Annotated in this window: 27 protein-coding genes and 4 tRNA genes; 19 read left to right on the top strand and 12 right to left on the bottom strand. The window is 42.7% G+C overall.

Annotated elements, in window-relative coordinates; genetic code table 11:
* Nucleotides 1–28: 28 nt before the first annotated feature.
* Both uvrA and IPJ70_00485 read right to left on the bottom strand, forming a co-directional pair.
* Nucleotides 29–2,686, bottom strand: a complete 2,658-nt coding sequence (gene uvrA / locus IPJ70_00490) for an excinuclease ABC subunit UvrA (GenBank protein ID QQR82581.1) — start codon at nt 2,684–2,686, stop codon at nt 29–31.
* A gap of 2 nt (nt 2,687–2,688) precedes the next feature.
* Nucleotides 2,689–2,865 carry a hypothetical protein gene (locus tag IPJ70_00485; protein QQR82580.1) on the bottom strand — a complete coding sequence of 59 codons (177 nt, stop codon included), beginning with the start codon at nt 2,863–2,865 and terminating at the stop codon, nt 2,689–2,691.
* A 175-nt stretch (nt 2,866–3,040) separates the two neighbouring features.
* Between IPJ70_00485 and IPJ70_00480 the strand changes: the two genes are divergently transcribed.
* From IPJ70_00480 to IPJ70_00465, 4 genes are all read left to right on the top strand, one after another.
* A complete protein-coding gene (locus IPJ70_00480) occupies nt 3,041–3,352 on the top strand; it encodes a hypothetical protein (GenBank protein ID QQR82579.1) in 312 nt (103 codons plus the stop codon).
* A gap of 73 nt (nt 3,353–3,425) precedes the next feature.
* The gene (locus IPJ70_00475; GenBank protein ID QQR82578.1) at nt 3,426–3,809 is read left to right on the top strand and encodes a hypothetical protein; all 384 of its coding nucleotides are present in this window, start codon (nt 3,426–3,428) and stop codon (nt 3,807–3,809) included.
* Nucleotides 3,810–3,887: 78 nt separating this feature from the next.
* On the top strand, nt 3,888–5,105 hold the full coding sequence (locus IPJ70_00470) for a hypothetical protein (protein QQR82577.1): 1,218 nt from the start codon (nt 3,888–3,890) through the stop codon (nt 5,103–5,105).
* A gap of 11 nt (nt 5,106–5,116) precedes the next feature.
* Nucleotides 5,117–5,530: an SET domain-containing protein-lysine N-methyltransferase gene (locus IPJ70_00465; GenBank protein QQR82576.1), complete on the top strand. Its 414-nt coding sequence runs from the start codon at nt 5,117–5,119 to the stop codon at nt 5,528–5,530.
* Nucleotides 5,531–5,535: 5 nt separating this feature from the next.
* Here the strand turns inward: IPJ70_00465 and IPJ70_00460 are convergent, their stop codons facing one another.
* Entirely contained in the window at nt 5,536–6,303 is a 768-nt protein-coding gene (locus IPJ70_00460; GenBank protein QQR82575.1) for a hypothetical protein, read from the bottom strand.
* Between the two features lie 35 nt (nt 6,304–6,338).
* Nucleotides 6,339–7,535, bottom strand: a complete 1,197-nt coding sequence (locus IPJ70_00455) for an MFS transporter (GenBank protein ID QQR82574.1) — start codon at nt 7,533–7,535, stop codon at nt 6,339–6,341.
* Between the two features lie 121 nt (nt 7,536–7,656).
* Between IPJ70_00455 and pyk the strand changes: the two genes are divergently transcribed.
* Nucleotides 7,657–8,673: a pyruvate kinase gene (gene pyk, locus IPJ70_00450; GenBank protein ID QQR82573.1), complete on the top strand. Its 1,017-nt coding sequence runs from the start codon at nt 7,657–7,659 to the stop codon at nt 8,671–8,673.
* A gap of 143 nt (nt 8,674–8,816) precedes the next feature.
* Here pyk and IPJ70_00445 read toward each other — a convergent pair whose 3' ends face one another.
* On the bottom strand, nt 8,817–9,068 hold the full coding sequence (locus tag IPJ70_00445; GenBank protein QQR82572.1) for a hypothetical protein: 252 nt from the start codon (nt 9,066–9,068) through the stop codon (nt 8,817–8,819).
* A 384-nt stretch (nt 9,069–9,452) separates the two neighbouring features.
* Here IPJ70_00445 and IPJ70_00440 point away from each other — a divergent pair, with 384 nt between their 5' ends.
* Entirely contained in the window at nt 9,453–10,415 is a 963-nt protein-coding gene (locus tag IPJ70_00440; protein ID QQR82571.1) for a hypothetical protein, read from the top strand.
* Nucleotides 10,416–10,681: 266 nt separating this feature from the next.
* Here IPJ70_00440 and IPJ70_00435 read toward each other — a convergent pair whose 3' ends face one another.
* Both IPJ70_00435 and IPJ70_00430 read right to left on the bottom strand, forming a co-directional pair.
* On the bottom strand, nt 10,682–11,068 hold the full coding sequence (locus IPJ70_00435) for an NUDIX hydrolase (protein QQR82908.1): 387 nt from the start codon (nt 11,066–11,068) through the stop codon (nt 10,682–10,684).
* Between the two features lie 86 nt (nt 11,069–11,154).
* Nucleotides 11,155–11,226: transfer RNA gene (locus IPJ70_00430), tRNA-Asn, on the bottom strand.
* A gap of 260 nt (nt 11,227–11,486) precedes the next feature.
* On the opposite strand from IPJ70_00430, the gene IPJ70_00425 reads away from it, so the two are divergent.
* The 3 genes from IPJ70_00425 to IPJ70_00415 all read left to right on the top strand — a co-directional run bounded on the left by IPJ70_00425 (nt 11,487) and on the right by IPJ70_00415 (nt 14,025).
* On the top strand, nt 11,487–12,209 hold the full coding sequence (locus tag IPJ70_00425; protein ID QQR82570.1) for a hypothetical protein: 723 nt from the start codon (nt 11,487–11,489) through the stop codon (nt 12,207–12,209).
* A 77-nt stretch (nt 12,210–12,286) separates the two neighbouring features.
* On the top strand, nt 12,287–12,703 hold the full coding sequence (locus IPJ70_00420) for a hypothetical protein (protein ID QQR82569.1): 417 nt from the start codon (nt 12,287–12,289) through the stop codon (nt 12,701–12,703).
* Between the two features lie 200 nt (nt 12,704–12,903).
* The gene (locus tag IPJ70_00415; GenBank protein ID QQR82568.1) at nt 12,904–14,025 is read left to right on the top strand and encodes a S1 RNA-binding domain-containing protein; all 1,122 of its coding nucleotides are present in this window, start codon (nt 12,904–12,906) and stop codon (nt 14,023–14,025) included.
* Nucleotides 14,026–14,387: 362 nt separating this feature from the next.
* On the opposite strand, the gene IPJ70_00410 is transcribed toward IPJ70_00415, so the two are convergent.
* Nucleotides 14,388–14,981: an aminoacyl-tRNA hydrolase gene (locus tag IPJ70_00410; protein ID QQR82567.1), complete on the bottom strand. Its 594-nt coding sequence runs from the start codon at nt 14,979–14,981 to the stop codon at nt 14,388–14,390.
* A gap of 124 nt (nt 14,982–15,105) precedes the next feature.
* Here IPJ70_00410 and lepB point away from each other — a divergent pair, with 124 nt between their 5' ends.
* The 8 genes from lepB to IPJ70_00370 all read left to right on the top strand — a co-directional run bounded on the left by lepB (nt 15,106) and on the right by IPJ70_00370 (nt 21,763).
* Nucleotides 15,106–15,756, top strand: coding sequence for a signal peptidase I (gene lepB / locus IPJ70_00405; protein QQR82566.1), 651 nt, complete (start codon nt 15,106–15,108; stop codon nt 15,754–15,756).
* A gap of 2 nt (nt 15,757–15,758) precedes the next feature.
* Complete coding sequence (locus IPJ70_00400; protein QQR82565.1) at nt 15,759–16,940, top strand: hypothetical protein; 1,182 nt, start codon at nt 15,759–15,761, stop codon at nt 16,938–16,940.
* Nucleotides 16,941–16,984: 44 nt separating this feature from the next.
* On the top strand, nt 16,985–17,215 hold the full coding sequence (locus IPJ70_00395) for a hypothetical protein (GenBank protein ID QQR82564.1): 231 nt from the start codon (nt 16,985–16,987) through the stop codon (nt 17,213–17,215).
* Nucleotides 17,216–17,223: 8 nt separating this feature from the next.
* Nucleotides 17,224–17,616: an rRNA maturation RNase YbeY gene (ybeY, locus tag IPJ70_00390; GenBank protein QQR82563.1), complete on the top strand. Its 393-nt coding sequence runs from the start codon at nt 17,224–17,226 to the stop codon at nt 17,614–17,616.
* Between the two features lie 130 nt (nt 17,617–17,746).
* Nucleotides 17,747–18,946, top strand: coding sequence for a cell division protein FtsA (gene ftsA / locus IPJ70_00385; GenBank protein QQR82562.1), 1,200 nt, complete (start codon nt 17,747–17,749; stop codon nt 18,944–18,946).
* A 166-nt stretch (nt 18,947–19,112) separates the two neighbouring features.
* The gene (gene ftsZ / locus IPJ70_00380) at nt 19,113–20,336 is read left to right on the top strand and encodes a cell division protein FtsZ (protein QQR82561.1); all 1,224 of its coding nucleotides are present in this window, start codon (nt 19,113–19,115) and stop codon (nt 20,334–20,336) included.
* A 94-nt stretch (nt 20,337–20,430) separates the two neighbouring features.
* Nucleotides 20,431–20,805, top strand: coding sequence for a four helix bundle protein (locus IPJ70_00375; protein QQR82560.1), 375 nt, complete (start codon nt 20,431–20,433; stop codon nt 20,803–20,805).
* 34 nt (nt 20,806–20,839) lie between these two features.
* Entirely contained in the window at nt 20,840–21,763 is a 924-nt protein-coding gene (locus IPJ70_00370; protein QQR82559.1) for an FAD-dependent oxidoreductase, read from the top strand.
* Between the two features lie 264 nt (nt 21,764–22,027).
* On the opposite strand, the gene IPJ70_00365 is transcribed toward IPJ70_00370, so the two are convergent.
* A tRNA-Val gene (locus IPJ70_00365) sits at nt 22,028–22,102 on the bottom strand.
* A 66-nt stretch (nt 22,103–22,168) separates the two neighbouring features.
* On the opposite strand from IPJ70_00365, the gene IPJ70_00360 reads away from it, so the two are divergent.
* The gene (locus IPJ70_00360; protein QQR82558.1) at nt 22,169–23,131 is read left to right on the top strand and encodes a CapA family protein; all 963 of its coding nucleotides are present in this window, start codon (nt 22,169–22,171) and stop codon (nt 23,129–23,131) included.
* Between the two features lie 17 nt (nt 23,132–23,148).
* Here IPJ70_00360 and IPJ70_00355 read toward each other — a convergent pair whose 3' ends face one another.
* Nucleotides 23,149–24,414 carry an aminoglycoside phosphotransferase family protein gene (locus IPJ70_00355; protein ID QQR82557.1) on the bottom strand — a complete coding sequence of 422 codons (1,266 nt, stop codon included), beginning with the start codon at nt 24,412–24,414 and terminating at the stop codon, nt 23,149–23,151.
* A gap of 273 nt (nt 24,415–24,687) precedes the next feature.
* Nucleotides 24,688–24,761 (bottom strand) — tRNA-Glu (locus tag IPJ70_00350).
* A gap of 253 nt (nt 24,762–25,014) precedes the next feature.
* On the opposite strand from IPJ70_00350, the gene IPJ70_00345 reads away from it, so the two are divergent.
* Nucleotides 25,015–25,104 (top strand) — tRNA-Ser (locus tag IPJ70_00345).
* Nucleotides 25,105–25,242: 138 nt separating this feature from the next.
* Here the strand turns inward: IPJ70_00345 and IPJ70_00340 are convergent.
* Nucleotides 25,243–25,638, bottom strand: a complete 396-nt coding sequence (locus IPJ70_00340) for a cupredoxin domain-containing protein (GenBank protein ID QQR82556.1) — start codon at nt 25,636–25,638, stop codon at nt 25,243–25,245.
* Nucleotides 25,639–25,644 lie beyond the last annotated feature (6 nt).

Raw genomic sequence — 25,644 nt, 5'->3', positions numbered from 1 at the left:
ACAACAAACATACTGCATAGTATTAGAATTATTCTTTTGACGATACATGTGTTGCCTGTTTACGTAACACTTTGCGCAAATAGCGTCCTGTGTGCGTGCCTGATTCAGCAACTTCTTCTGGAGTTCCGAACGCTACAACTTTTCCTCCTTCTGTTCCACCTTCAGGACCAATATCTATAATGTAATCCGCACTCTTCACAATGTCCATGTTGTGCTCAATGAGAATAACCGAGTTTCCTTTTGTGGTAAGCATCTGAAGTATTTCAATAAGTTTTCGTACGTCCTCATAATGAAGTCCGATGGTCGGCTCATCAAGAAGGTAGAGTGTTTTTTGCACATGCGTGCGATAGAGTTCAGAAGAAATTTTAACGCGCTGTGACTCTCCTCCTGAGAGTGTTGTTGCTGATTGGCCAAGTTGTAAGTACCCAAGACCAACTTCATTAAGTGTGTGGAGTCGGTCATAAATGGCAGGAATATCGTTAAAAAAAGCGAGTGCTTCTTCTACAGTCATCGAAAGCACCTCGTGAATATTTTTATCTCGATACTCAACTTCAAGTGTTTCGCGCATAAAACGCTTACCGCCACACACATCACACTCAACATACACTGTTGGGAGAAAGTGCATTTCAACAGCAATTTCACCTTTTCCTTCACATGCTTCACATCGGCCACCTTTTACGTTGAATGAAAATCGACTCGCCTTCCAACCACGAGCGCGTGCTTCAGGTGTTGCTGCAAACATGTCACGAATATGTGAAAAGGCTCCCGTGTACGTTGCCGGATTACTTCGTGAAGTGCGACCAATCGGTGACTGATCAATCATGATTGTTCGAGACACGTATTCAGTTCCCGTAATAGAACCGCAGTTGAATGTTTGCGCAGTTCGATACTTTCGCTCCAAACGCGCCTGAAGATTTTTGTACAAAATCTCATACATAAACGAAGATTTTCCGGAACCAGACACTCCTGTTACCACAACAAATTTTCCGAGAGGAATATCAACATTCATATTTTTTATGTTGAAAATAGTTCCACCACGAATTTTGATAACGCCCTTGTCCGCAGTACGACGTATGTCAGGAAGTGGAATATATTTTTCACCACGCAGGTACGCAAGGGTGAGCGACTTCCCTTTTACCGGAGGCTCTTTGGCCGTTAACAATTCTTCCAAATCACCAGCAACCACAATCTTCCCTCCGTGCACCCCAGCGCCCGGTCCAATATCAACAATGTAATCAGATGAGAAAATGGTGTCTTCGTCATGTTCAACCACAATAATCGTATTACCGAGATCGCGAAGATTTTGAAGTGTTTTAATGAGACGATCGTTGTCACGCGAGTGGAGTCCAATCGTTGGTTCGTCAAGAACATAGAGTGCCCCCACAAGTCCCGAACCTAGTTGTGACGCAAGACGAATACGTTGTGCTTCACCTCCTGAAAGTGTGTTGGCGCGACGATCAAGTGTAAGGTACCCAATACCTACATCTTGCATAAATTTAAGTCGATCAATAATCTCACGAACAACAACATTTGAAATTTCTTTTTCTTTTTCAGTAAGAGATAGAACGCGGAAAAATACATGAGCATCATCAACAGACAACGCAGTTGCTTCAACGATATTTTTTCCATTAAGACGTACATGGAGTGCCTCAGGACGAAGACGTGCTCCGTTACACACCAGACATGCGTCCTTCACAAAAAAATCTTGTGTTCCAAGTCCATTACACTCCGCACAGGCGCCGTACGGACTATTGAAAGAAAATAATCGTGGTTCAATTTCTGGATACGAATAGCCGTCATTTGGACACGAAAACTTTGATGACATCAATACACCAATATCGTTGCTTCCTTTTTTAGCAAACTCATCAATACCTGAAAACACCACACGAACAAGTCCTTGTGCTTCATGGAGCGAGCGCTCCAGCGACTCACGCAAACGCTCGAGTGCAGTGTCATGTGATTCAACGAAATCAACGAGTGGAATACGGTCAATGAGAATATCGATATCGTGTTTTTTATTTTTTTCAAGAATAATTTGTTCTCGTAGTTTTTTGCGAACACCATCCACAAGTACTTCGGTATATCCCCGATTGAGAAAATCGTAGAGTTGTTGGTAGTACTCACCTTTTCGTCCACGCACAATTGGTGAAAAAATTTCAAGTGCAGGACCCGTTTGGGCATCGGCAATTGCTTCAGAGAGGTTTTTCTGTCCACGTTTTTTTACACTCGCAGACGCAACGTCTACTTTTTCAAGAATAAAGTTTTGAATCTCTTCGTTTGTCAACCGCTTAATTGGCTCACCACACACCAAACAGTGCGGAATACCAATACGTGCATATAAAATACGGAGATAATCGTAAATTTCAGTAATCGTTGCAACGGTTGAACGCGGATTGTTTGAGCGAGATTTTTGGTCAATTGAAATTGCGGGAGAAAGCCCAACAATTTCATCCACATCCGGCTTTGGCATTTGACTGATGAACTGTCGCGCATACGCAGACAATGACTCAACATATCGGCGCTGTCCTTCTGCAAAGATGGTATCGAACGCCAAAGAAGATTTTCCTGAACCTGACAAACCAGTAAACACAACCATTTTGTTACGTGGCATTTCAACCGTCACATTCTTAAGATTGTGTGTTCGGGCACCCCTCACTATTATTTTGTCACTGTCTGGTTTTTTCATACCTATTTTGGACTTTTAGCCCTTTCCATCACCTGCCTCTCTCCACACCACGGACAGTGCCATTCTTTTTTGCCAAGTGGCGCATCACCGATTGACCACCATTTATTACACGCTCCACATCGAAAATGTGAAAGACGCTCTACTGAACGAAAACCTGACTGTTGTGTGTTCTTTTTCATATATGTAGTAATGCCCCCTGTTTTTTATAGAGGGATACGTGGGCAGTATACCAGACAACAGACAACTTATAAACACGAACTACCATCAAAACATGCAATCTTCCCCATCAACCTATACACAGATGTGGAAAATGCTCTTTAAAAATATTCAGGCACATGTGCTAAACTATTCTCTATGGAAACACTTATCCACGCAGATATTTTTTTCTTTATTACAAGTATTTTTGTTGTTCTTCTGACTATTGCGTTTGGAATATCGATGTACTACATCATTCCCGTACTAAGAGATGTACGCCACCTCTCTGAAATAGCGCGAAAAGAAGGTGATAAACTCGCTGGTGATATCAATGAACTGCGCGGTGCGGTAAAAGAAGAAGGTACAAAAATAAAAACAATTTTTGATTACTTTCTTGGATTATTTATCAAGAGACAAAAAAATATTAAAAGAAAACCAGTGAATGTCCAAAAAACAAAAGACACTAACTGATAACCACAAAGTTTATCGCGATCTCAGCCACGTAACAATCGACGCTACGTAATATGATTTCGCAAAATCACACATGAAAAAAACAACAACTAACAAAGTAGCCGTTGGAACAGGTATCGCCGCACTCGCAGCCGCAGCAGCTGGAACATACTTTTTCTATGCATCGAAGGATGCCAAAAAGAACCGCGCTGTAGTTAAGGCGTGGTCTGTAAAAGCAAAAAAGGACGTTGTAGCAGAACTTAAACAGGCTTCTGCAATAAGCGAGAAAGGATACCACACAACAATTAAAGAAGTCGCGGAGCGCTACAAAAAACTCCAGAAGCTTGATCCAAAAGATGTACAAGCATTTGTTACAGAACTTAAAGGTCACTGGAAAAATATTTCAAAAGAATTGAAAGTTGCTACAAAAAAACCAGTAGCAAAAAAGAAACCAGCAAAAAAAACTACCAAGAAATAATAACAAAAAAACACCCGCACGGGTGTTTTTTTGTTATCCCATGTAACGAATCACTGGCTCATACGGTATACTACTCGTATGAAACTCGTTACTACAATCGTACAGCCTGTACGTGCAACTTCATTGTGGTTGTGCGCCATCATTATTATTCTTTTTTCCACACCACTCCTTACTCTTGCCGCTGACTCTCTCCAAGTATCTGGATGGATTCCATACTGGGCTGTATCAAGCGGCACCAAAGACGCTCGTAAACACCTCTCTGACTTATCTACCATCTTTCCATTCAACTATTCAGTGAAAAGTGACGGTACGCTTATTGACCTTGGAAAAATTCAAAAAAGCGCATGGAAAAATCTTTTTTCGTCCGCCCACAAAAAAGATATACACATACTTCCAACAGTAATGTGGAGCAATACATCCGCTATCTACACCACGTTGAGCACTCCCGAGTTACGAACCAAACACATCAAAGCCATTACCACAATGGTGCAAAAACAGAAGTTCGATGGTGTTGATATCGATTATGAAGGAAAAAGTGCTGAGACGTTTGAAGCATTTGGACTATTTCTTAAAGAACTCAAGAATAAACTCGGAAAAAATAAAATTCTCTCATGCACTATTGAAGCACGCACGCCGCCAGAATCACTCTACAAAACAATTCCAACTGACCTGCGGTATGCAAATGACTACACCGCAATCGCGACATACTGTGATCGTGTAAATATAATGACCTACGATCAACAACGCGCGGATCTTACACTCAACAACACACATTCCGGCGAAGCGTACATTCCCGTATCAGACCCAGCATGGGTACGTAAGGTGATAGAATTCACACTACAAAGTATTCCTAAAGAAAAAATATCTCTTGGCATTTCAACGTACGGACATGAGTACGAAGTAATTGTGCATTCCGACACATATCAAGAATACGGAAAAACTGGCGCATTCAATCCATCCTACGGAATAAAAACAGCAAAACAGTACAAGGTTACACCAATACGCGGAAACGCCGGAGAATTGAGTTTTACGTTCTTCCCTATCACAACAGCACCACAATTTACTTACAACACAACAATCCCACACGATACCCCAGATGCACTGAAAGTTTCTGCGCAATCATTTGCGTACACACACGCAACAGGATTACCATCAGTGTTCTACTATGCAACGTGGAATGACGCAGAGGCCATCGCACAAAAAGTGGATCTCGCTCGAGAATATGGTCTTGCGGGTGTCGCCATCTTCAAGATTGATGGGAACGAAGATCAGAAGATGTGGGACATCTTTGAGTAACTAGTCGCACCATGTTTCCACTACCCAAAAAATACAGGTCTATCCGTCGTGCATTACGTATTAAACGTTCCAAAAGTGGTTTAGGATTATTCACCGATGCACCTATTGAGCGCAAGGGTTTTATTATTGAATACACAGGAAGAATTGTTGATGCAAAAACCGCTGACACAATAAACGGAAAATATTTGTTTGAAACAAACTCGCGCCGGTTTATTGATGGAAGTTCACGCACAAATACCGCACGCTATATTAATCACTCATGCAAACCAAATTGTGAAGTAGATATTAGACGTGGGCGTGTGTATATCTTTGCAAAAAGAAAAATTGAAATTGGAGAAGAGCTCTCCTACGACTACCAGCAAGAATATTTTGACGAACACATCAAACCATACGGTTGCCGTTGTGCCACAGCAAAACACCGATAGAGATTTTATTGTACCAACCCTGTACAGCGCCAATTAATTTCGGCTGTTTTTGTTTCTTCACCCACCACACACGCTGGATTGCATCCTTCACGTGTTGCATTGAGATTTGCGTCAAACCACCACGTCTTTGTACCTTCGTTATACATTCCGGCACTCAACGCCTCACCACCCTTAATACATGAGCGTTCGGCAATAGTGCGAGCATCTGATTCTGATATATGTGGGCGTACTTCCTGTAGTACACCATCAACAACCTTAAAATACATACTCACACCAACAGATGGTATCACTGAAAACGGCTCTCCCAAAGCACGTTCTGCAAAGTTAACAATAATCATTCCATTTCTAAATTCCGTACTTTGAGGTGCTATACGATCACCGAGAAACACTGCATTCGTTCCGCTTCCTTTTCCTTCGTCACCAATCAAGGCAGCAACATAAAAAAATGTGCCACTTCCGCCAGTTTCTTGTGTCAAAAGAAACGCTGTATCATTTTTTCCATCACCGTTAAAATCACCAACAACATCGTTACCAAAATATCGCGTGATACTTTTTGATACTGAACCTGGAGCAACCTCCACTTCAGATATACCGTTGTGAAGCGTAATTGTGTGCCCCTCTATCGCATATGTTCCATCTTTTGAGTTTATTTGTCCACCATTCTGAAGATAGATGTCGTCATTTGTAAAATTAAATCTATATATTCCCGCACCAACGATACAAAATCCAAGTACAACAACCATTATACAAATCCAAATGAGTATTTTTTTCATATTGATATATTGGTTACACGAATACATACTGCGCACTATACCACCGACTCCAAAACGACATCTTCAGGCAATTCACCATCGCTCAATTCACGCCTCTTGATGTACAACACAACAAATGCAAATGCTACGCACAGTGCACCAAACATAAAAGGGAGTGTACTACTTTTTTCATACAACGCTCCTGAGAGAAACGGCCCAATAACCATACTGAGCGATGCAATGGAGGACATAATACCAAGCACTTCCCCACGCTGAAGCGGTGGCGTTTTGCCAACCACCTGACTTGTCATAACCCCCCGCAAAATAGATTGCCCAACGGTCGTCAAGAGTATCGCGGCACAAAACACAAAGAAGACCGGTATCCCCATCAGCACAAATCCAACCGCAAATACTGCGAGCGTGCCCAGCTCAAGTGCGGGCCGTTTAAAATATTTCAACCACACATGCTTCATTGCAACACCTTGATTTAACGCGATGATAATACCTATAGCGCCAAAAATGAAACCCCCTGTTAATTCAGTGAAGTGAAACACATCTCGGAGGTAGAGTGAGAAAATGGCTTGGTAACTTGCAATAGCTAAACCAAACAGAAACCAGGCAAGGTAGTTACTTCTGAGCGCACCGTTGTGAATTGCACGTGAGAGTGGTGTAAATGGATTAATACTTATTGGTGCCGCACTTCGTACATGATGTGTTTCGGGCAAGATAAAGAGTGCGAGGATTCCGTTGAAGAGTGCAAGGGCACCCACACACCAAAACGGAACAGTGTGTCCAATACTACCCAGCACTCCTCCAAGAAACGGTCCGAGAATAAAACCAATACCAAACACAGCACCAATGAGCCCCATGTTTGCCGTGCGTTCTTTTTCATCTCGCGCGATATCAGACAAATAACTTTGTGCGATAGGAAAATTACCAGCCATTACCCCATCAATAATTCGCCCCAAAAACAAAAATATAAGATTTGTTGCCCCTGCAAATACAAACCACCCAATCGCCGTACTAAAAATACTCATAATGAGCATCGGCCGACGACCAATTCTATCTGAAAGCGCACCGATAACAGGCGCACTCAAAAATGAAAAAAGTGCGTACATAGCAAACAGTGACGTCATGATAATCGCTGAATTCGTGAATGTTGCAACGTAAAACGGCAAAATAGGAATTACTATCCCCAATCCGATAACATCAATAAAAACAGTTAACAGAATGAGAATTTTTGTCTTTTGCATATACACAGTATACACGCATATACCAAGGACAACACATTATTCTATATGCTCTCTATGTGTAGATTTCTTTTTTTAATATTTTCGTGTAGTATCTATGGTCCTATACATAAAAATAAAAGCTATGCGTACAAAAATAATTGCAACCATCGGTCCAAAATCAGAAAGTTTTGAAATGATTAAAGCATTTGCAGAAGCAGGTGTTTCTATTTTCCGTATGAACTTTTCTCATTGTACGTATGACGAATATCGTGAACGTCGAAGAAACATTCAACGTGCAAGTAAAGAACTTGGCATACCTCTAGCGGTCATGCAAGACCTTCAAGGTCCTCGTATACGCGTCGGAACTCTTCCAAAAGAAGGACGTATGCTCCGCACGGGTGAAATGGTCACGTTTTCAACCGCAGAAGAAACAGACGAGTGCATTATTCATATTGATGAACCCTACCTTCACGCAGACATTAGTGTTGGTGATCCCATATTGCTCGCCAACGGAGAAATGGAGCTTGTGGTACGAAGTATTGATGAAAGACGAATCACCTGCGAAGTTGTTCGAGAAGGAGTTCTCTTTTCCCGCAAAGGCGTCAATGTGCCGCACACCAAACTAACCATGTCAGGACTTACCGACAAAGATTACAAAGATGTCGCGTTTGCCCTTCAAGAAGGTGTTGAGTATGTCGCTATTTCATTTGTGCAGAGTGCAAAAGACGTACAGATGCTCCGTGAAGTGGTACATACACAAGCAAAGATTATTTCAAAAATAGAAACGCACCTCGCACTCAAAGACATTGATGCAATTATTTCGGCATCAGATGCAATCATGATTGCGCGCGGAGATCTTGGAATTGAGATGCCTATCGAACAAGTTCCCTTTGTACAAAAAAATCTTATTCGACATGCAATCTGGCACAACAAAGCAAGTATTACCGCAACACAAATGCTTTTCTCGATGGTGACGCATTCGCACCCAACACGCGCTGAAGTATCTGATATTGCCCAAGCAGTATGGGACGGGACCGACGCTGTTATGCTTTCGGACGAAACGGCGTCAGGCGAGTATCCTCTTGAAGCTGTACAGACAATGGTGCGTGTCGTTGAAGAAGCCGAGCGTTCACATTTTGATCGCAAAAATCTTTTGTAAAAAACCACTTTTATATTCCTTGCAGTCATTAAAAATTAGGACCTACAGTTCGATCCCTACTCCATAAGAACACCAACTTTAATATAGAAAAGAGCCGCACCAGTTTGTTGCCAGTGCGGCTCGGAATTGCTTTGGTTGCGTGTCTACACGACTTCCAGTTCCGAAGGGTCATAACAACCCTCGGTTCCGTCATCGTGTCGAACGTCGTAGCACAGACCGTGGGAATCGTGATGAATGACCACGGTCCCTCGAACACCCCATTTGCGCTTTTCCCAAGCCTCGTCGCTCCACTCCTTGCGGAGCCTCATGTTTGGCTGGGTGGTTCTCACCTTCGTGCCAGCCGAGATCGGCGAGTATTCGAACTTCGCGATCATAATAAGCTCCTCTTCTTTCATTACGCTTCACAGAAGCGTGCCGTAGAAACATTCCACGATGTAAGTATCATATAAATATAATCCATATATGTCAAATTACTGACACTAGGAGGTGACTTAACTGTTTCTTGCTCCCTCTAATGGACGAGTTCAGAACCCTTAACTGGATTCAGATACAAAGAGATATTGAGTTTTCTCAGATTTTTGAGATGTTTCCAATGGTGGCACTTCAGAACTAAAATCAGCGGTCTATTTGTACGGCAAGAGTTCTTGAATATCCATCATCTAAGGAGGGCTTTGGCACTATTTTTTGGCTATTCCATATCATTTCGGACAAACCTTGGTACACACAGGAACGTGGCTAACGTTTTACTTCAAATACTAATTCCGATACAATGAAAAGATATGAGACTGGGTTCATTCGAATCAGGAAGCCAAAAACCACTTGGTGTGGGAGATGAGAAAGAAACCTTTGTTAACCCTACAAACACAAAGGAGGTTATTTCTGTTATAAAAGGAAAAGAGAAAAAAGACACACCGAACAAACTCAAGGGTACTTTTTACCTAACAAAAATAGTTCACCTACTCCTTCCCCAACACGTGCCAGATATATATCAGGCAGGAGAATCTATTGATGGCCAACAAACATTTGACCGAGAACGTGTTGCGCACACACCAGGACACGCGTTATTACAAAAAGAACGTCTTCTCGGTATCGACTCGGAGGAAGCAGGAAAAAAAATGATCCAGGAAATGGGGACGGAGATGTCCGAGGTCGCTTTAGAACTTGAAAGTATCGGGCTCGGTTTTAATATTGACGAAAATGTTGGTAACTATACTAGAAGTGAACAGGGGGATGTGAACTACCTTGAGATCTTTGCACCATGGGAACCGAAGCCCGGACAACCAGATGAGCTCGAACTTCTTTTTGACAAAGAAGCACTTCTAGAAGCCATTGGGCGAGTGCGCGACGAAAAAATACGAGGTGTGTGCAAAACGCATTTTGAAAGATTGCTCACTTTATTTGAAGAAGAAAAAAAGGCACACAAGGAGATGTACCGTGCGCGTTTGAGAGACACTGAGCCAGAAATCAAAAACCCAGAAATCAAAAACATTGAAACGTTGTTCACTACCTTTGAAACAAACCACAATTTGGAACTTCTTCTTGCTATTCAAACTGAAAAAGAAGCAATGGAAAGTTCGGAAAGGTCTGCGGCAAAAAAGGATCTCTCATTGATTTTGTCTCAACTAAAAACTCTTGGTACTGGAACAACTATTACAACGGAACAATTGCTTGAGCTGCACAAAAAATATGACACATTGTCTCGCGCAGTCGGAATCATCAACTCTGGTCGTTTAAATCATTAGCAATACCTTTGAATACTTTTGGGAAATGGGGTCAGGCATCTTTTAAAGGTTAAGTGCGTAGGTCTTTGTTGTTGGGCTGGTTGTCCGCATCGTTGAAATATTCGAGTATTTAAAAACGAGCCCCTACCTGTAGCTGTAGTTGACCCACAGCAGATTGCCGTCTCTCCATCACGAATGACTCTGATGCGGGTATAGCCCCAGTAGAAGGGACTTCCAACCCTCGAACCTTCTTTACGGCGAATGGGGTCTTTGTAGCTGTATAAATCCTATCTCTGGTAGAACAATCTGATTGATTCTGCCAGGTCGTGTATGAGGTCCATTTCTAATGCTTCCTCGGGTGTCACCCAACGATAGTCCGAATGTTCATGTGGGCTGATCGTTACAGTCGGTCGGTCGTTTAGTTTTGTTGCAAACATGTGCCATTCAATATCAAAATCACCGTCTCGAACGTACAACGAATCGTAATACTCAACCGATTCACCAGGAAGTGCCAGTCCAGTTTCTTCCTGCGTCTCACGAAGTACTGCTTGTAGAGTATTTTCGCCTATATCCATTTTGCCGGCAGGAAGACCCCATTTGCAACCGCTTGCTTTGTGAGGGTGCCGGCACAAGAGTAAAAAATTTCCGTCATGTTCAATAAAACATCCAACGATATCGAATCGTTTATTGAAGTCACTTGGTTTTTTTTCGACATCATGGTATTTCTATTATCCCAAGAAATCCCATGTAATACCATTTGCTCCTCGGGTAGGGATCGAACCTACGACCATCGCCTTAACAGGGCGCCGCTCTACCGCTGAGCTACCGAGGAATATTGCTACATGTATTCTTTCCTCGAGGCTCATGTCATGAGCTACTACAACAAACGAGGAGTAACACGAAAGCTTGCTTTCATGTTATCCGAGCGCCGTCGGAGGAAGGCCGGCGTTAGCCGGACTTACCGAGGAATGTGCGGTGTACAATAATGTACACCTGGGTAACAGTATACGCATTTTTCTATCCTATGCCAATACCTCTTTTAAATTTTTTCTGATACACTTACCAAAGAATAATTAAGAAAGAGAGGTGTGTATGAGCGACACAGGTGAGACCTTTGTTCTCGGACACAAACAAACCATAGTCGGCAACTTTTACGAACGACTCGCGCATAACATATTTGGTGGAAATCTGACACAAGACACAAACGGAGACGTCTGTCTGTGGCGGTCAGAAACATCAATCGAAGTGAAAGCCTCGGGGTTTCGTAGCCCATATGGATTCCGACTCTCTGTGGACCAAATCGAAAAGTACGCAAGATTAAACAGTTTCCCATTTAGGCGAATCTGGTACGCTTTGTTTTCGTATGAAAATCGTCGGCAAACACGCGATGGTAAACGACAAACAGAGCTTGCAGCACACTCAGAAGAAGTGGCTGTCCAACGTTTCCTTGCGGAACACACGTTATGGTGCCTCTTGGTCGATTTCTCCGTTGTGAAGGACTGGCGAGAAACGAGACCTCTTTCGAAAAAAAGTATCCTCGGACACCTTGGAATGGAAACCATTGACCTGCCGTGCAAAACGTTTGCACCAATTTTTGGTGAACATCCAATTGCAGGATTCCGAGTACTTAACTTCGCGCCGAGCATACTCGGAACACTCTCTGGAAAAATAACCGTCGCGATGGAACTTGATCTTTTCACCACTCAAGAAGTGCGGTTCCCCGTTATGATGGTTCTTCCTCACGAAGAAATCTCTCAGGTTCAGAGAAATCTTCAACGGAGAGGGTTTCGTCTACGGCGTAATGCCATCTTGTGACCACCACAGAGCAACTTCTGTGGTGGTATTGTATACCCTACGGTGTCTCTTAATAAAAAATATTTTGAACATATACTATGAACATGAGACACCTCGCTCGCTTTCCTCTTATTTTCCTCCTCGCCTTTTTTCTCAACCTTATGTGGGAATACGCACACTCTGTGTTGTATGTGCACTATCAAGGTGGAGCCATAACAGACTCCATTCTTTTGCACGCAGCACTTTTTGACGCAACCTTCATCACACTCATCGCACTTCCCTCTCTTTTTTTCTCACGATTAAAATGGAGGCTCGTACTTCCAACACTTGTTGCATTTATGTTTGCAATCGCACTTGAACTATATGCACTCAACACAGGACGCTGGGCATATACAAAAGCTATGCCCCTTCTTCCGTTCATACATGTCGGTCTCACGCCTTCAATCCAACTTACACTACTTACATTCATTATTCTTTATATCGTACTCCCAAAAGAAAAGGGGCTAATTGCCTAAAGCGTTTTTCAGTGATAGAATACTCAAACCTTTATCAGGGGGATAGAGGTATTTATTATTAAACAAGCCTAATATGAGGAATGCCGTCGCATGACGGGTCACCATGGGGCTTACTCCCCTTTTTTGTTTGCAACGACACATGGAAGTGAATTACGTACACGTAATTCCACACTAAGACGTTGCACAACATTAGACATATTATGACAACACGCACGCACACATCACCAGATGATGGGGATGTTAAAGACAAGAAGGCAGACCACATGATGAATGAATTTCTCATTCAGACAAAAAACCCACCAGTCGTGGGAGATATTGTTGAAGGACACGTTATCGCATTGCACAAATCATCTGTCTTTGTCGATATTGCACCATTTGGTACTGGAATTATTTTCGGACGCGAATTCAATAACGCACGAGACATTATCAAAAACATTTCAATTGGAAATGAAGTAACCGCAACCGTTGTTGATATTAACAACGCTGACGGGTATTTTGAATTATCTCTCCGCGAGGCGCGTCAAGCACTCATCTGGAGCGAGGCAGAAAAGGCTGTCCGAGAAAAAATTTCATTTGTGCTTCCTATTAAGGAAGCAAACAAAGGTGGTCTTATTCTTGAATGGCAAGGAATTGCTGGATTTCTCCCTGCATCACAACTCTCAACAGACAACTACCCTCGTGTTGAAGGTGGCGATAAGGACCGCATCTTTGATGAATTGCAAAAACTTGTTGGTCAAACACTCCAAGTAACACTTATTACCGCAGATCCAAAAGAAGGAAAACTTATCTTCTCAGAAAAAGGCACTGACCAAAAAGAAAAACAAGTACTTGTTTCTAAGTATGCCGTTGGCGACGATGTTGAAGGTGAAATTACAGGCATTGTTGACTTCGGAGTCTTTATAAAAGTTGAAGATGGACTTGAAGGTCTTGCACACATTTCTGAACTCGATTGGGGTCTCGTTGATAACCCACGAAAAATATTTACTGTCGGAGAAAAAGTTCGCGCACGTATTATTGAAGTGAAGGATGGAAAAATTTCCCTTTCAGTCAAAGCACTCAAAGAAAATCCGTGGGGGGCGGCCGCAAAGAAATTTGCAAAAGATGACATTGTTCAAGCTGTCATCATTAAGTACAACAAACACGGTGCACTCGCATCTATCGAAGAAGGTGTTGCTGGTTTGGTCCACGTTTCAGAGTTTGAATCAATCGAAAAACTACGCGAAACATTAGAGCTTGGTAAATCATACGCGTTCAAAATCAATCTTTTTGATCCAAAAGATCAACGTATGACACTCTCCTACACAGGAGCAAATGCAAAATAATTAGTAGTACAAAGAACGAACGCCATCTCATCCGAGATGGCGTTTTGTTTTGTCGCACCTATACAAGGAACGGTTCTTGAACACACCCCAAAAAAATTAGCGCTTTGTCCATACCCCCAGGGTGTTCACAGGGATTGAATGGAACAGCGCGGGCCACAAGAAAAGCCTTACATATGGCACACTCAATCCAAATCATTCCCCATTGACCATCTTCCATAGAGACTGGAGTAAACTGTTTATCTCCGTTATGAAAACAAAGTTCTTGCGTATCACTCACACCCAACCCTCCCATGAGTTGTAAACGCGCACATGAACATAATCTAAAAATGACTGTACGCCACAAAAAAACTTCATGCAACAATTTAGTTGTACACATTCATCGCATGTGCACGTCCTTCAAGCACAATACTCTCCAACGCTTCTATTATTTTTTTTGTTACTTTCTTGAGCGCGAGTGCGTCATCTTTCACCACTTTTCCTAAAATAAATTTTATTACTTTTTCCTCACCCTGCGGTTTACGCAATTTTCCTGTCGGTGTTGTCGGAGTTACCCCAACGCGAATACGAATAAACGCGCGTGTCTTTAATTGTTTCATAACCGAATCAATACCACGGTGTCCTCCCGATCCCCTATCGAATGAAATCTTGAATGATCCTAGCGGAATATCTAAATCATCGTGCACAACAACCACATACTCAGGTCGTATTTTACGAACCTTCGCCATATACGCCACGGCGAGGCCTGATTTATTCATAAACGTTTCTGGAAGCACACACTCAACAATGTTGGATGTTATTTTTCCTTTTGCAATCAATGCGGTGGCTTTTGATTCTTTTTCAAACGCATTAAAATCCATTTTTTCTGCAAACGCCGTCACAACATCACGTCCAACATTATGTCGCGTGTGTTCGTACTCATCTCCGGGGTTACCTAAACCAACAATAAGATATTTCATACACATACCATGGTAGATTGTTACCTTCAGACAGTCAACTTTTTTAAAGAAAAAAGAAAAGATACGCCACAACACGAAACAAAATCTTGCGTCAAGGAGAACACGCGTATACAATTGTCTCGAAATGCTAGATCCAAACGAAAAAAATATTACTTCGGAAAAAAATTCTCCTGAAAAAAATGAAACGAGCGCGCACTCTTGGATTGCACGTAGTTTTTCATCAGAAATTATTCGTTTTGTGTTTATTGCCGTTTTTGTTGTGCTTCCTATTCGAATTTTTATTGCTCAACCATTCATTGTGAGCGGTTCATCCATGGATCCAACATTTAAAAATGGTGAGTACCTCATTGTTGATGAAATATCATACCGATTTGAAGACCCACAACGCGGAGATGTTGTCATCTTTAAGTATCCGTTGGACACATCAAAATATTTTATTAAGCGCATCATCGGACTTCCAGGAGAACACCTTACCATTACTGGAAATACTATCGCTGTAACAAGTACTAAAAATCCAGAGGTGCTTCGTTTAGACGAAGCGTTTCTCTCACATCAAACATTTGGCAATGTGGATATTGTTCTCGGAAAAGATGAATACTTTGTCATGGGAGATAATCGTCCCGCAAGTTCCGATTCGCGCATTTGGGGACCACTTAAAAAAGAATTTATTACAGGTCGTGCGCTTGTTCGCCTCCTCCCTATCAAACGCACATCTCTCTTCCCTGGCTCACACACCTATCTTGAAACCAACACGACAACCACTTCAACACAGTAACCATGTCACACACATATCAACAACAACGGGACACTGCATCAAGTAAACCATTGTGGTATGGATATACAGGCAATTTAAAAAAAGCAATTGATGTTGCTGATTTTTACGGGTTCAGGCTCACCAGCCCACTGACTATCGAAAAAGAAGACCGCGCACATGAAAAGAGGCACCACTGTCCAGCCCAACACGTTGCCGCGCTACGTTCATTTATTACTGACGAAGTACACCGCGGAGGAACGGTTCGACGTGCACACACCCGTAAAGTGCCCTACAAAAAAGATATCGAGTTGCGTCTTGAGATTATTGGTGACCGAGAAAGTTCAGCCGAAGGATTACTCTTTCAAACAGCACAGTCAATTCTTGCTGAGTACGGTCACAAAAATATTACTGCATCAATCAACAGTATTGGCGCGCGAGAATCAGTTGCACTCTTTACCCAAGCACTCGCCAACTACTTCAGACCACGTCTTGGTGATCTTGAAACACCCTGTCGAGAAGCATTTAAAGAAAATACGTTTGCACCAATGCGCTGCTCTCATCCAAAATGCATAGATGTACGCGCAGACGCACCACAGTCACTCAATTATTTATCTGAACCAAGCCGACGACACTTTAAAGAAGTACTTGAATATCTAGAATCACTCGGTATTGCATATACCGTTGACCCAACACACGTTGGTTCCGAACATTACTCTTCACGGACTATTTTTTCTTTTTCAGATGCATTTAATGACTCACCAATAGACACACCTCTTGTCTTCGGAGAACGATACGATCACCTCGCAAAAAAACTTGGCATGCGTAAAAGTATTCCCGCACTACAGGCAACATTCTTTTTTAACACCGAATCACCCCATGAAAAAATAACCCTTCTCAAACGCGCACCGCGCGAGGCGTCAGTGTATCTCATTCAGGTTGGATTACAGGCAAAAATCCGCACGTTGATTGTTGGAGAAGATCTTCGCAGGGCACACATTCGTGTCACGACAACACTCCACAAAAATAGCGTCTGCGAACAGATGGACGAGGCCCGAGAACTAGGAGTTCCCTTTGTGGTCATTATTGGCCAACGAGAAGTATGCGAGGGAACCGCACTGGTACGCCACATTATGACCAACCAACAAGAAACAGTTCCTCTCGCACAGCTCTCTCTCTACCTCAAGGACCGCGTCCGCCGAGCGTAAAAGCTCCTTGCGCAGCTTTTTTTAGCATGGTAGAATGCTCTCTCATGAAAGCAAATGTAAACATCGTCAAAACAGAGCGCGAAAACAACATGAGCCTGCTTCGTCGTTTCCGTCAAAAAGTGAACGAGTGGGGAGGACTCCGCAAGCTTCGCACTATTCGATACCACAAACGGGATCTTTCAAGTTACGTTACAAAAAAGAACCGTCTTCGTGCCATCGAGAAGAAGGTTGAACGTGAACGACTTTTCAAACTTGGTCACGTTGACCACGCGTAACAGGCACCATGGCAACGCACTGTACGACAACACTTAAAAGCACCGCCCCTCTTTCAATACAGAAAGAGGGTCGTGTTTTTGCCCGTGTTGCGGAAGACGTCCTTGGATTATCCTATGAACTAACAATTGTTTTTATTGGGGACACTTTTTCAAAACGACTCAATACAACATACCGAGATAAGCACAAAAGCACGAATGTTCTCGCATTTCCCCTTTCAAAAACCTCTGGAGAGCTCTATATCAACATTCCTTGTGCTCGAAGAGAAGCGGCCCGTTTTGAATCTACCATTCTAGAGCACGTCCATTTTTTGTTTATACACGGACTTCTGCACCTCAAAGGATACGATCATAGTCCTACCATGGAGCATCTTGAACAGCAGTACATGAAAAAATATTTCTAACGTCTTCATCTCAACCGAAACTACTATAGTTTCGGTTTTATGTTTTTACACGCGCGCCACATGTGTGTATTTTCCACTATTAACTTGTCTTGAGTGTACACAACGGGATATACTATGTGTACAGAGAATTATGAGTAGAACTATTTCCACAGGTCTTGCTATTGGGACAACGACTGTTCGCGTCGTTGTTTCAGAATATGTAAAAACAGATCGTGGTCCGCTACGTCGTGTTATTGGTATAGGGTTTTCAGAATCATCAGGATTACGTCACGGATACGTCGTCGACCAAGAACAGGTGACCAAAAGTGTTGCCCGGGCACTCTCTCAAGCCCAGCGCGCAGCGCGTGTACAAATTCAAAATGTTATTTTGTCAGTTGGTGGAACAGGCCTCGAATCATTCACCACAGTCGGTTCAACAAGCATTGCCCGTGCTGATTCAGAAATCACCGATCTTGATGTTTCGCGGGTACTTTCAGCAAGTCAAGAAATGCTTCCTGAGGTTGCACGAATGAATCGAAAAATAATTGAAACTATTCCCCTGTCATACAAAATCGATGGCAAAGAAGCACTCGGTCGTGTTGTTGGTATGCGCGGTTTGAAACTCGAAGTAAAGACGCTCTTCATAACCATCTTAGAGCAACACTTGTCCGATATAATCGAAGCTGTTGAAAGTGCAGGTGTTGAAGTTCGTGAGTTCGTCGCGTCACCGGTTGCATCAGCTATCGCCACACTCACCAAAGCACAACGAATTGCTGGAGTGGTACTCGTTGATATTGGCTCAGAAACAGTATCTCTCGTTGTGTATGAAAACGACACCCCTCTTTCACTCAAAGTATTTCCTCGAGGTGGTAACGACATTACGAACGACATTGCACTCGGATTACGCATCTCCATTGAAGAGGCTGAGCGCGTGAAGATGGGAACGGGCATGTCTGTACAATACCCAAAGAAAAAAATTGATGAAATTGTAAACGCGCGTCTTAAAGATATTTTTGATTTAGTACAAACACATTTGAAAAAAATGGGAAAAGACGGTTTACTCCCTGCAGGTATTGTACTCGCGGGAGGTGGTGCTCAAATTCCATCAATTGCCGACATCGCAAAAAATGTTCTCGGACTTCCCTCGCGACTCGGAACCATTGAAACAAACAGCACCGCACACGGGCAAGTATATGACCCCTCGTGGACGGTTGCATATGGCCTTTCCATCTTTGGACTTTCTCCAGATATAACAAAACGTTCTCACTCCTCACTCGCAGGACAGAACTTTAAGCTCCTAAAAAATAGCGGATCTCGAATTGGTGAGCTCATCAAAAAATTTCTTCCCTAATCAACTCGAGGTGTTGCAATTAGAGAATATATACAACATTCGTCAACTATTTTTCACCTCGAAGTGCATATAGCCAAGGACGATTCTATCTGATACGATGGCTATATTACAGGGGTAGTAATAGGCCCGCAGAGACAATCTCAGGCCAGTTTCTTTCTTAATATTTATGGCTACCAAAATTGAACCAGTCGTGGAAGCATTCGCTCGAATCAAAGTCGTCGGTGTCGGCGGATCGGGTCTCAATGCTGTTAACCACATGATTAACGAAAAAGTTCGTGGTGTTGAATTCATCTCTATCAACACAGACGCGCAAGACCTTCACCACAGCAACGCAAAGAAAAAAATCCACATTGGAAAAAATCTCACAAAAGGACTCGGTGCAGGAATGGATCCAAGTGTTGGACGACGTGCCGCAGAAGAAACAAAAGAAGAAATACAAGAGGCACTCAAAGGCGCAGACATGGTGTTTGTTGCCGGAGGACTTGGAGGTGGAACTGGTTCAGGAGCATCTCCTGTTGTTGCACAAGTAGCCCGCGAACTCGGAGCGCTTGTTATTGGTGTTGTGACCAAACCATTCAGTTTTGAAGGATTGCAACGTCAACGTATCGCTCAGCAAGCAATTGAAGAGCTCAAGAAAGAAGTTGACTCAATTATCGTGATTCCAAACGATCGTCTCTTTAATGTTATTCAAAAAGACACGACACTCAAAAATGCATTCTCTATGTGTGACGAGGTGTTGCGTCAGGCGGTTGAAGGTATTGCCGACCTTATCACGATGCCAGGTATTGTGAACTTGGACTTCGCCGATATTCGCGCCGTCTTACAAAACACTGGTTCAGCCCTCATGGGAATTGGGCTCGGCACAGGTGAACGTCGTGCAGTTGAAGCCGCTCAACAAGCTATCAATTCTCCTCTTCTCGATGTATCAGTTACTGGGGCAAAGGGCGTGCTCTTTACGATTGCCGGTAGTGATGACCTCACTATGATGGAAGTACATGATGCAGCAAAGGTTATTACCGAAAATGTTGATAAGGAAGCAAAAATTATCTTTGGTGCCGTTAAAGATGAGCGTCTCAAGAAAAACGAGATCAAAGTCACTGTCATTGCATCTGGTTTCCCTGAAGGTAACGGCGTATCGCCATCTCTGTTCACAGGAGCTGTACGAAAAGAAAAGGAGGAATCGGGTAGTATTTTTAACTCATTCACAAAAACAACCCCTGTAGAATTGAAGAGTAAAGAAAAGAAAAACGAGATTGAAGAACTCAAGGAGGAAGTTTTTGTTGAGGAACCAAAAGCAGTTATTGAAAAAAACGACCTCAAACCAAAAGCAGAAATAGACGAAGAAGATGATTGGGGTGCTATTCCCGCATTCTTGCGACGCAAAAAATAGAAACTAGCTTATAGCTTTGTTAGCTTACTAGCTTCAGTAGCTTGTTAGCCTGTAATTTAGATTTATTTGAACACAGACGGAGTATCTTATATACATGGAACCACTCCATTCGTATAAGGATTTAGTCGTGTGGCAAAAAGCAATCTCACTTGCCGTTGCAACATACGCACTGACCAATACTTTTCCACGAAACGAACTATACAGTCTAACGTCTCAAATACGGCGTTCGGCTGTTTCTATTGCCTCAAACATTGCCGAGGGTCGTTATCGCGGAACACGAAAAGATTTTCTTCAGTTTTTACGAATAGCGTATGCGTCTGGAGCAGAACTTGAAACCCAACTCTCTATTGCTCAAAAGGTCACAACTATACCAAATGAAAAATATACTGAGGTGAATTCGTTGTTGAATGAGGCAATGTGCATGCTCAATGTTATAATACGGCGGTTAAACAAACCCGCTTCCCAGTGAAGCTATAAGCTAGCAACCTATAACCTAATAAACTATGGCGTACGACGTAATCATCATCGGAGCAGGACCTGGCGGAGCAGCTGCCGCTGTCTATGCAGCCCGCAAACAACTTAAAACACTTCTACTCTGTAAAGAATTCGGTGGACAAAGTATTGTCTCAGAAGATATCCAAAACTGGATAGGTACACCTTCCATTTCAGGAGCTGATCTTGCAGCATCTTTTAAGAATCATGTCGCGCAACACTCTGACTTTGTAACCGTACGCGAAGGTGTGTGGGTACAAAGTGTTGAACACAAAGAAGGTGTATTTACCGTCATCACAGACAAAGAGACATTCACAGGACGCTCCGTGTTGATTACAAGCGGTTCCACACGACGCAAACTTACTGTGCCTGGTGCTGACACATTTGAAAACAAAGGACTCACCTACTGCGCATCATGTGATGGCCCACTCTTTTCTGGACAAGATGTCGCCGTAGTTGGCGGAGGAAATGCAGGATTTGAAAGTGCCGCACAACTGCTCACCTACTGTAAAAGTGTCACCATCTTACAACACGGAGACCGCTACAAAGCGGACGAAGTAACTGTTGCAAAAGTACTCGCACATCCAAACGTCATAGGAATTCTGAACACTGAAGTTGTTGAGGTGAAGGGAGAGAAATTCGTTACAGGAATAGTATACGAGGACACAACAACACACGAAAAGCATGAGCTTCCTGTCACAGGTATTTTTGTTGAAATAGGCCTCATGCCAAGCACCTCCTTTGTTGGTTCTCTTGTTGATGTGGACGACTACAAACGTATAAAAATTGATCCTTGGACACAACGAACATCGGCACTTGGTATCTGGGCCGCAGGAGATTGTTCAAACATCAAATACCACCAAAACAACATCGCTGCGGGCGATGCGGTTCGCGCAATAGAAGATTTATATCTCTATCTGAAGACGGGAAAATAAGTGCATAAAAGAACAACCCCCAGCATTACTGGGGGTTGATGGTATACGGAGGACACAGAAGAACAAACCTTGAGTTTCGACCACGAATAGTATGATAAATTAGCTTGCACAGAAGCCAGAATGGAAACTGGGGACGACTATTGTACAATTCTTCCCCTCGTCTCTGAAGCTCTTCTACAGTAAGTGCCACTGTATTCATTACTACCTCCTTAGGGTATATCTGTAGCAATACTACACTAGCCCTACAAAAGAGTAAACGAAACGTGGTGCGCCCTGTAGGAATCGGACCTACGGCCTTTACAATGTCAATGTAACGCTCTACCCCTGAGCTAAGGGCGCGAATACAGGCATTGTACGTCAAGTAAAACCCCTTTTCAACGCTTGGAAAAACGGTACAATGCGGATATGAAAGCTTTAAAAGTGTTTATTGCAATTGGCGCATTTGTTGGTTTGGCCGTGGTAGCGGTTTCTTTTGCGTCGCACAGCACTGTCACCACCGCCATTGCCTCTGGAGTTGCCTCTCTATTTAGAAATAAGGAGCCAATCACACTCACCTTTGCTGGAGATATCATGTTGGACCGCTACATTAGAGAAATGAATGCGGACAGCGGATACCAAAACATACTCAAAAATATCTCACCCCTTTTAGACCAGAGTGATTTTGTTGTAGCAAACCTTGAGGGTCCTGTGACTGCATATCCTTCGTACAGTAGTGGTACATTGCCGGCAGAACCAAATAATTTCGTCTTCACGTTCTCACCCAGTGCTGTTCAAACACTCAGCAACGCTGGTGTTGATGCGGTTTCTCTTGGGAATAATCACATTCTTAATTTTGGTACCGACGGTTTGGAGCAAACAAAAAAATATCTACAGGAAGCAGATTTAAAATATTTTGGAGAACCATACACCAATAGCATACTCACACAGGATATCAACGGAATATCTGTGGGATTTGTTGCTTTTAATGAGTTCTTCCCTTTTAACGAAGAGGAGTTGGTTCAAAGTATAGAAAACCTATCACGTACTGTTGATTTTGTTGTTGTGTACACTCATTGGGGGTCCGAATATGAAACAACAGCTAACGCATTCCAACAGCAACTCGCCCATCGCTTTATTGATGCCGGAGCTGACACGGTTATTGGTTCACACCCACATGTTATTCAAAATAAGGAACTATATAAAGGTAAAACAATTTACTATTCGCTCGGTAATTTTATTTTTGATCAATATTGGAAAAGCACTGTTCGGTGTGGAGCCCTCGTCACACTCACCATAACTCCACCAAACATGTCATATACCACTGATGAGTCATTTACATGGCTTGAAAAAGACGGCTCCACCGCAACAAGCACCTGTGGAGCGTTTTAATACACACTCGATTAGCACTATGTTGTAGTTTCGTTCCAAAAACCACTCTCAAAAAAACGTTGTACCAATTTTCTTTCTGGAGTATGTAGTATTGTTTCAGATGACATCAGTGAGGTAATGAAATATTGCACATACTCCTCTGTAGTTGTATTCCCAAAAAGCGCTTTTAACATAACAAGAAAGTATTCAAACTTATTTCCACCACCCATCGTAAGAGCTACTCTTTTTTCGAGTTCCGATACTCCGTGTTGTGCAACATCATTTTGTAATTTTTTCATTTCCTCTACGTACTTCTGACTTTTCACCATTTGACCATATACACCATTCCACTGTCTTTTGTCTTGTAGGCGTTTCTGTTCCACTTCAGCGTGTTCGTTCATGGTAAGTGGCTTCCACATACGAATACCAGCGGTATCATCTAAACCACCCTCTTCGGGATGACCCCCTGAACGACCAAAGTCAATAAGAAATACTCTCCCATCTGTTCCAATCATAACGTTTCGCTTATGTAAATCATTGTGGTAAAAACCTTTTTTATGTAACACAGCCAATGTATTTTCAATACGAGTAAGGACTTCTGGAGATAACACAAAACCAGATTGTCGAAGATGTTTTATAAGTTTTTGTTCATTCCGAGCAAACGTAATTGAACGAGCAGATTGTTCTTCTTCCGGAGTCTTTCCCTCAAGATTCGGGCGCTCAAACCCAAGAATGCGCCCCACCTCTGCCTCTTTTTCATCAAATGTCATATCTCCGTAATCGACCTCATCCAATCCATCATGCTTGAGTACGTGCTCATACATAACCGTTCCAAGGTCTTTACCATCAACATATTCCATTAACAAAAGTTCCGCTTCCCGCCCCAACTTTGCATCATAACTATTTAAAAGTTGTTGAGCGCGTTCTGTGAGGTTTTGATGTGTAGTGGACGAAATAGTAGGTACACAACATAGCCCCGCATCATATCCTCCCGCCTCTTGAAGAACGGCAAACGCGCGAGCATGTAAATCATATTCCTCTCGAGCCTTACCACGCTGGTATATTTTTAATATTTTCACAGCATGGGAATCTATATCGTTTTCAGATAACATTCCCGAATGTACAAGTGTTTCAACTTCAGGAGGATCCATTTCTTCCGGAAAAAGACGAAACACAACTCCATCTTTTCCTGAGCCAATAATTTTTGAACCCTCTATAAGGTGCTCAAAAACGACTCCTTCAAACCCCTCTGTGTTTGGACCATCTTCCTGTGAACTAAGATCTTTTTTTTGTTCAAAACCCATATAAACATAGTATACATGGACCACGCTAAAGCAAAAACATGCCCTCTAGTGCGTGTTTTTAAAACCTCACTCATATTATGTGACCTTATCGGGATTCACCTCTCGGCTCGCCGTCGCTCGCCTCGGGTTAGGCCCTGACTCGCTGTTTTTGAAAGCTTTCACAAACATGCTCCGTCATTCGAATCCCGACGCAGACAAAACAGTTTGTCTGCTATTTCGGTCACTCAGACATAAAACAAAAACGCCCGGTTGGGGCATTTTTGTTTTGTGTTGTGACCTTATCGGGATTCGAACCCGAGTTTTCACCGTGAAAGGGTGACGTCCTAACCAGGCTAGACGATAAGGCCGACGAGCAGAAATATAGCATTTTTTTGAAAAAATGGCAAAATACACCTACTTCCATAGAAGACCGAGATGGAGACGTGGCTGAGTGGTTGAAAAGCTCCTGTGGAGGTTTTCATCCGAGCGAAGTGAGGTGGACAAGCACTCAGCCTTGTCGGAATGAAATGGAGACGTGGCTGAGTGGATGAAAAGCTCCTGTGGAGGTTTTCATCCGAGCGAAGTGAGGTGGACAAGCACTCAGCCTTGTTGGAATGAAATGGAGACGTGGCTGAGTGGTTGAAGGCACCGGTTTCGAAAACCGGCATCTGGGAAACCGGATCGGAGGTTCGAATCCTCCCGTCTCCGCCAAATCGTGATAGCACGAGATGCTTAGTTTTTAAGTATTTTTAATAGGTTTAAAATCAACCCATTTGAGACGCTAGAACTTTGCGCGCAAGATAACAACAAAAAGAGCAACATAATTTGTTGCTCTTTTTGTTGTTGCGTTTAACTGAAGTTAATGAGGAAATTATACATCCCCATACCACAAACCCCTCTCAATGGAGTTCCTGCTACAGGTGTACCAATATCTATAGTTTCTTCTCCTGTCTGAGAAAGAATTTTTTGATAGTTTAATGATTTAATAACCAAAGAAGCAGAGCAGTCGTAAGTACCATTAGTTTTCACTATTAGTTTTGTAGGGATACCTGCTTTTGCGGTAGAAACCTTTGGAGAGTATCCTGCTTTAGCATCTATGGTTATGTATTGTATACCATCTCTTATTTCGCTGTTTTGGACTCCTGTAGCAGTTTCTGAGCCCCCCTTTGAAGATCCACCCAAAACAACGATTCCTATACCTATAAGAAGTGCGCTAATAATAATGATTGAGACAGTTTTATTCATATGATA

Source organism: Candidatus Campbellbacteria bacterium (genome assembly GCA_016699465.1).
GTDB lineage: Bacteria > Patescibacteriota > Minisyncoccia > Phycocordibacterales > EsbW-18 > EsbW-18.
Note: the sequence above shows the minus strand (reverse complement) of the source record. Positions and strands in the feature narration are given on the sequence as shown.